Origin of the sequence: Burkholderia sp. Ac-20365 (assembly GCF_017104715.1) — a bacterium.
Lineage (GTDB): Bacteria > Pseudomonadota > Gammaproteobacteria > Burkholderiales > Burkholderiaceae > Paraburkholderia.
In genome coordinates, this window is sequence record NZ_JAAGPI010000089.1 from 1 (window position 1) to 4,196 (window position 4,196).

The window sequence follows — 4,196 nt, forward strand, 5'->3', positions numbered from 1 at the left end:
CGCCGTCTTCAGCACGCCGGGATACGACGGCAAGGCCGCGGTGTCGAGCACGTCGGCATCGCGCGGATTACGCAGCGCGAGCACCAGGCGCCCCGCGCCTTCTGCGAGCGCGAGCCGGTCGACTTCGGCGAGCGGCACAGCGAGCACGGCCGTGCGCGCGGGCGTGTTGGCGTCGGGGACGCCATTGGCTGCGACATTGCCCCACGCGAGCACGCGCACACGCGATAGCAGCAGCCGCGCCTGGGTGCGTTCGACTTCCGACTGGCTGCCCGGCCCGGCGCTGATCCCATCGCGCTTCAACGTGAAAAACACATCGACGAGATTGCCTGGCATCAGGCGATTGCCGACGGCATTCGTTTCATCGACGCGCACGGCCACCGCGCGCTCGCCCGGCTGGATGCGCTCGGCAATACCCGACGATAGTTGCGCATCGAGCACAGGCGCCTGCGCGCCAATGTCACCCACAGGCACGCGGCCCGCGACCAGCGACACATCGGTGAAGGCGCCCGTCGGATTGATGGGCAGGCTCTGGATGCGCAGCGCATCGGCGGGAATGGGCAGTCCGGCGGGCAACGCGCGCAATGCGACGACCACGGGGTACGAGGCGCTCGCCTGCACGGCGGGCGCCGCCACCGGCGCGGGACGCCGCGCGAGCGTCAGCGCGAGCGCACCCAGCACGACCGCGAGCGCGATCAGCACGCCCGCGAGGATTCGCGTCACATTGGGACTCAGGTTCGGCATGGTTCGACTCCTGCGCGAGCCCGCGCGTGTTGGGCCGCGTCATATGCGATTGGGAGAGACAGGCGCGGCGTCGCGTTCACAGCACGTACCCCGGATTGAGTTGAACCATCGATGTGCTCGACAGCGTCGCGGGCAACGCGGCATTGAGCAGCGGCACGGGAGGCACGAGCGGATTGCTCTGGTAGTTGTAGGTGAGCGTGACGGTCACGCAGCGCATCGCGGCGTCGAACGTGCACGGCGCCCAGCTCGCATTGCAACTGGCCTGCGCCGCAAGCCAGTTGGTCAGGCTGGTCGCCGCCTGGCATGCAGCCGCCGTGCGGCTGTCGAGCGCGGCGTTCACGGTTTGCGCCTGCTGGTAATTGAGCGCGGCGCGCGCGCCCTCTTCGGCCGCTAGCGTCAGGCTTTGTTGCGCGACGAACAGCAGGCTGAACGTCACGATCGCATAGAAGATCATGAAGAAGAGTGGAAACACGAGCGCGAATTCGACGGCACTCGCGCCACGCTGACGCTGATGCTTGCGCCTGCATCCGGCATACGCAGTTCCCATAGGTATGCTGATCATCACGCGCCTCCAAGCTGGCGCAACGCGAGCATGCCGAGCGCCGGAACGGCGAGGCACGTCACATAGGGTGTCGCGCGACGTCCGCGCGATCCGAAAGTCGCCCCGCCGCTGCGGCCGGGCGCGGCGAGGCGCGTGCGCGCGGCAAGCAGCAGCGCGAGCGCGTGCAGTCCGGCGAGGATGCTCGCCACAACCCACAGATCGAGCAGCGCGTGCGGGCCGCACCAGGCGCCGAGCACGGCAAAGACCTTGACGTCGGCGGCACCCATCATGCGCAATGCGAAGAACGGCAGCAGCGCCGCCAGACCGAGCAACGCGCCTAGCGCTGCCTGTGCCGGCGCAACGCCGAACGGCGTGCGCATCGTGAACGCGCACGCGAACGCCGCCGTCAGCCCGGCCACGATCGATGCGTTGGCGACGCGTCGATAGCGAAGGTCGCTTGCGGCCACCGTCGTTGTCCATGCAACGAACAAAAGACTTCCAATCCAGGCAGTCATAGGAATCCAGCGGGCCTAACCGGACAAAATCAGTCAATGCAATTCGCATGCATCTACTCATGCAATTTGCATTAAGCCGTCAATCGTTTTTAAAAAGCGCAAACCGTCGACGAGCGTCGCTTATGACGCCCGTTATTCGATGCTTTTAAATGAATCAGATTGGACTGCTATTACGGTTTAGCAGCATTAGTTGCGGCCGTCTGGACCTTGTCGGCGATATTGCTGAATAGCGTGGACAGATTGGTCCCCACTGTACCCGCGGAAGTGGCGACTGCAATGGCGACAACCCCTGCAATCAGGCCATATTCGATTGCCGTGACGCCCTTGTCGTCTCTCAGGAACCGGCTGACGAAGTTCTTCATGTTATTACCCTCGGACTTTCTATTCGTTGATTTGATTGACGCCGGCAACGCACGCACAACGGGCCCATCATGAACATTCTCTCCAATGCCCCGTAGGTTTTTTTATGCCCAGGCCTTAAGGCCTTTAAGTATTGCGCGTGTACATCGCGGCGTTATGCGCGATTAAGCAATCTGCAAGTGATTGTCTGTTCTATAGCGCACCTCCCAACTGCCAATGTGCATGAGATTTATAACTTAACAATCTTCTGGAAGCAATCACGTTACGCAACAAAAAAATCGTGCCGTAGCGTTTGAACCATTTAACTTTCTTCTAGAGTAACGGCAGTCTGTGCGTCGCAGCACATAGGGCTTTCCATAGGTTAGATTCACTGCACTAAGCCCGCGTTTGAGCCGTTTGTTTCAAGCATCGCGTTACCCCGCGTTACCCATCCTCGCGTAACGGAATCGATGTCCCGTTACGTTACGCCGCCACCGGCCAAGTCACGTTCCCCTCCGTTTAGCGTTCCTCAGCAATTTCTACGCACGTGGTGCGATCGCCCGCACAACCGCGCCGGCATTGGCAAAGCACGCTGCGCGCATCGCCGGCCGACGGATCCGTATGCGCAATGGCACACCTGTTGCAGATATCGGCAGGCAGCACCACCACACAACATGAGAGATCCGAGGAAGCAATGAAAATTCAAACGACACATGCCGTGGTTCGGGCGTCGATCATCGCGGTTGCAGTGACGGCCTTGCTGTCGCTGGGAGCATGCGGCGGATCGGGGTCGCTCAGCCAGGGCACGGGGGGCGGCAGCAACGGCACGCTGTCGACGGGCGGCGCAAGCGGCTCGGAAGGCAGCGGATCGGGTTCCGGCTCGGGCTCCGGCAGCAGCAGCGCCGGCAACGGCTCGGGCACGGGTACCGGCGACGGCGGCAATGGCAACGGCACGACACCCGTCACGAAGACGGCGAACCCGGTCGGCACGGTCGCCGATAACACGGGCGGCGTCGTGTCCGACCTTGGGTCGACGGTATCGGGCGTAGGCAGTGCGATCGGCTCGCAGACGCTGCCCGGCGTCAGCAGCGCTACGACGCAGGCAGCGGGCGGCGTCGTGTCCAATCTCGGAGCAGCCGTGTCGACGCTCGGCAACGGTGTATCGCAAGGACTCGGACAACTGGGCGCGACCGACAACCCCGTCGGCACCACCGTGTCGAGCACGGGCGGCGTCGTGAGCAACGTCGGCAATGCAGTGACGAGCGCGGGCGCGCTGGTGCAGAGCGTCGGCAGCGGACCGCTGGCGCCGCTCGCGGCAGTGACAACGCCGCTTGGCGGTGTCGTCGAAACGGTTGGCGGCGCCGTGACCAACGGCGGCAACGCGCTGACCACGGCCTTGTCGACAGGCCCCGTGCAGCAGGTGACGCAACAGCTCAGCACGGCCATCACGCCGATCACGTCGATGGTCGCGGCGACCACGCAGACGGTCGGCAACACGACGGGCATCGGTGCGCCCGTCAATGGATTGCTGACGACACTCGGCAGCCAGCTCGCGAAGGCTGGCGGCATCGTCGCGACGACGGGCGGCAGCAATCCCGTGTCGGCGGGTCTGGGCAACGTGGTCGCCGATGCCGGCAAGACCACCATCGCGGCAGGCGGACTGCTAACGGGCGGCTCGGGCGGCAACCCGCTGGCGCCGCTGACGACGGCACTCGGCGGTCTTACGGGCGGCACGAGCGGCGCAGGCGGCGGCAATCCGCTGAGCGCGGTGACGGGTGCGCTCGGCGGCATCACGGCCAGCGTCACCGGCAACGTCGCAGTCGGCGTCACGGGCAGCGCGGGCGGCGCGGGCGGCGGCAATACCAGCAGCGCGAACCCGCTGGGTGGCCTCACGAACGCCGTGACGGGCATCGTCTCAACGGTTACTGGCGCAGTCGCGACACCAACGACACCAACGACATCGACGGCATCGACGGCCTCCACGTCGGGCACCTCGTCGACGCCAGGCGTCTCGCTCACCTCGACGGCCGGCAGCCCCACAAGCCGCCCGACCAATCCCC

5 protein-coding genes are annotated in these 4,196 nt (G+C 65.0%); 1 reads left to right on the top strand and 4 read right to left on the bottom strand.

Features of this window, described 5'->3' with window-relative positions; translation table 11 throughout:
- From cpaB to G3O01_RS44670, 4 genes are all read right to left on the bottom strand, one after another.
- Nucleotides 1-732, bottom strand: a 732-nt coding sequence (gene cpaB / locus G3O01_RS44660; RefSeq protein WP_205813890.1) for a Flp pilus assembly protein CpaB, incomplete at its 3' end; no start/stop codon positions are given.
- A gap of 85 nt (nucleotides 733-817) precedes the next feature.
- The gene (locus G3O01_RS45495) at nucleotides 818-1,303 is read right to left on the bottom strand and encodes a TadE family protein (RefSeq protein ID WP_241024797.1); all 486 of its coding nucleotides are present in this window, start codon (nucleotides 1,301-1,303) and stop codon (nucleotides 818-820) included.
- Nucleotides 1,303-1,797: a prepilin peptidase gene (locus G3O01_RS45500; RefSeq protein ID WP_241024799.1), complete on the bottom strand. Its 495-nt coding sequence runs from the start codon at nucleotides 1,795-1,797 to the stop codon at nucleotides 1,303-1,305. Before G3O01_RS45500 ends, G3O01_RS45495 begins: the two co-directional genes overlap by 1 nt.
- 170 nt (nucleotides 1,798-1,967) lie before the next feature.
- Nucleotides 1,968-2,159, bottom strand: a complete 192-nt coding sequence (locus G3O01_RS44670; RefSeq protein ID WP_205813888.1) for a Flp family type IVb pilin — start codon at nucleotides 2,157-2,159, stop codon at nucleotides 1,968-1,970.
- Nucleotides 2,160-2,830: 671 nt separating this feature from the next.
- On the opposite strand from G3O01_RS44670, the gene G3O01_RS44675 reads away from it, so the two are divergent.
- Nucleotides 2,831-4,196, top strand: a 1,366-nt coding sequence (locus tag G3O01_RS44675; protein WP_205813889.1) for a collagen-like triple helix repeat-containing protein, incomplete at its 3' end; no start/stop codon positions are given.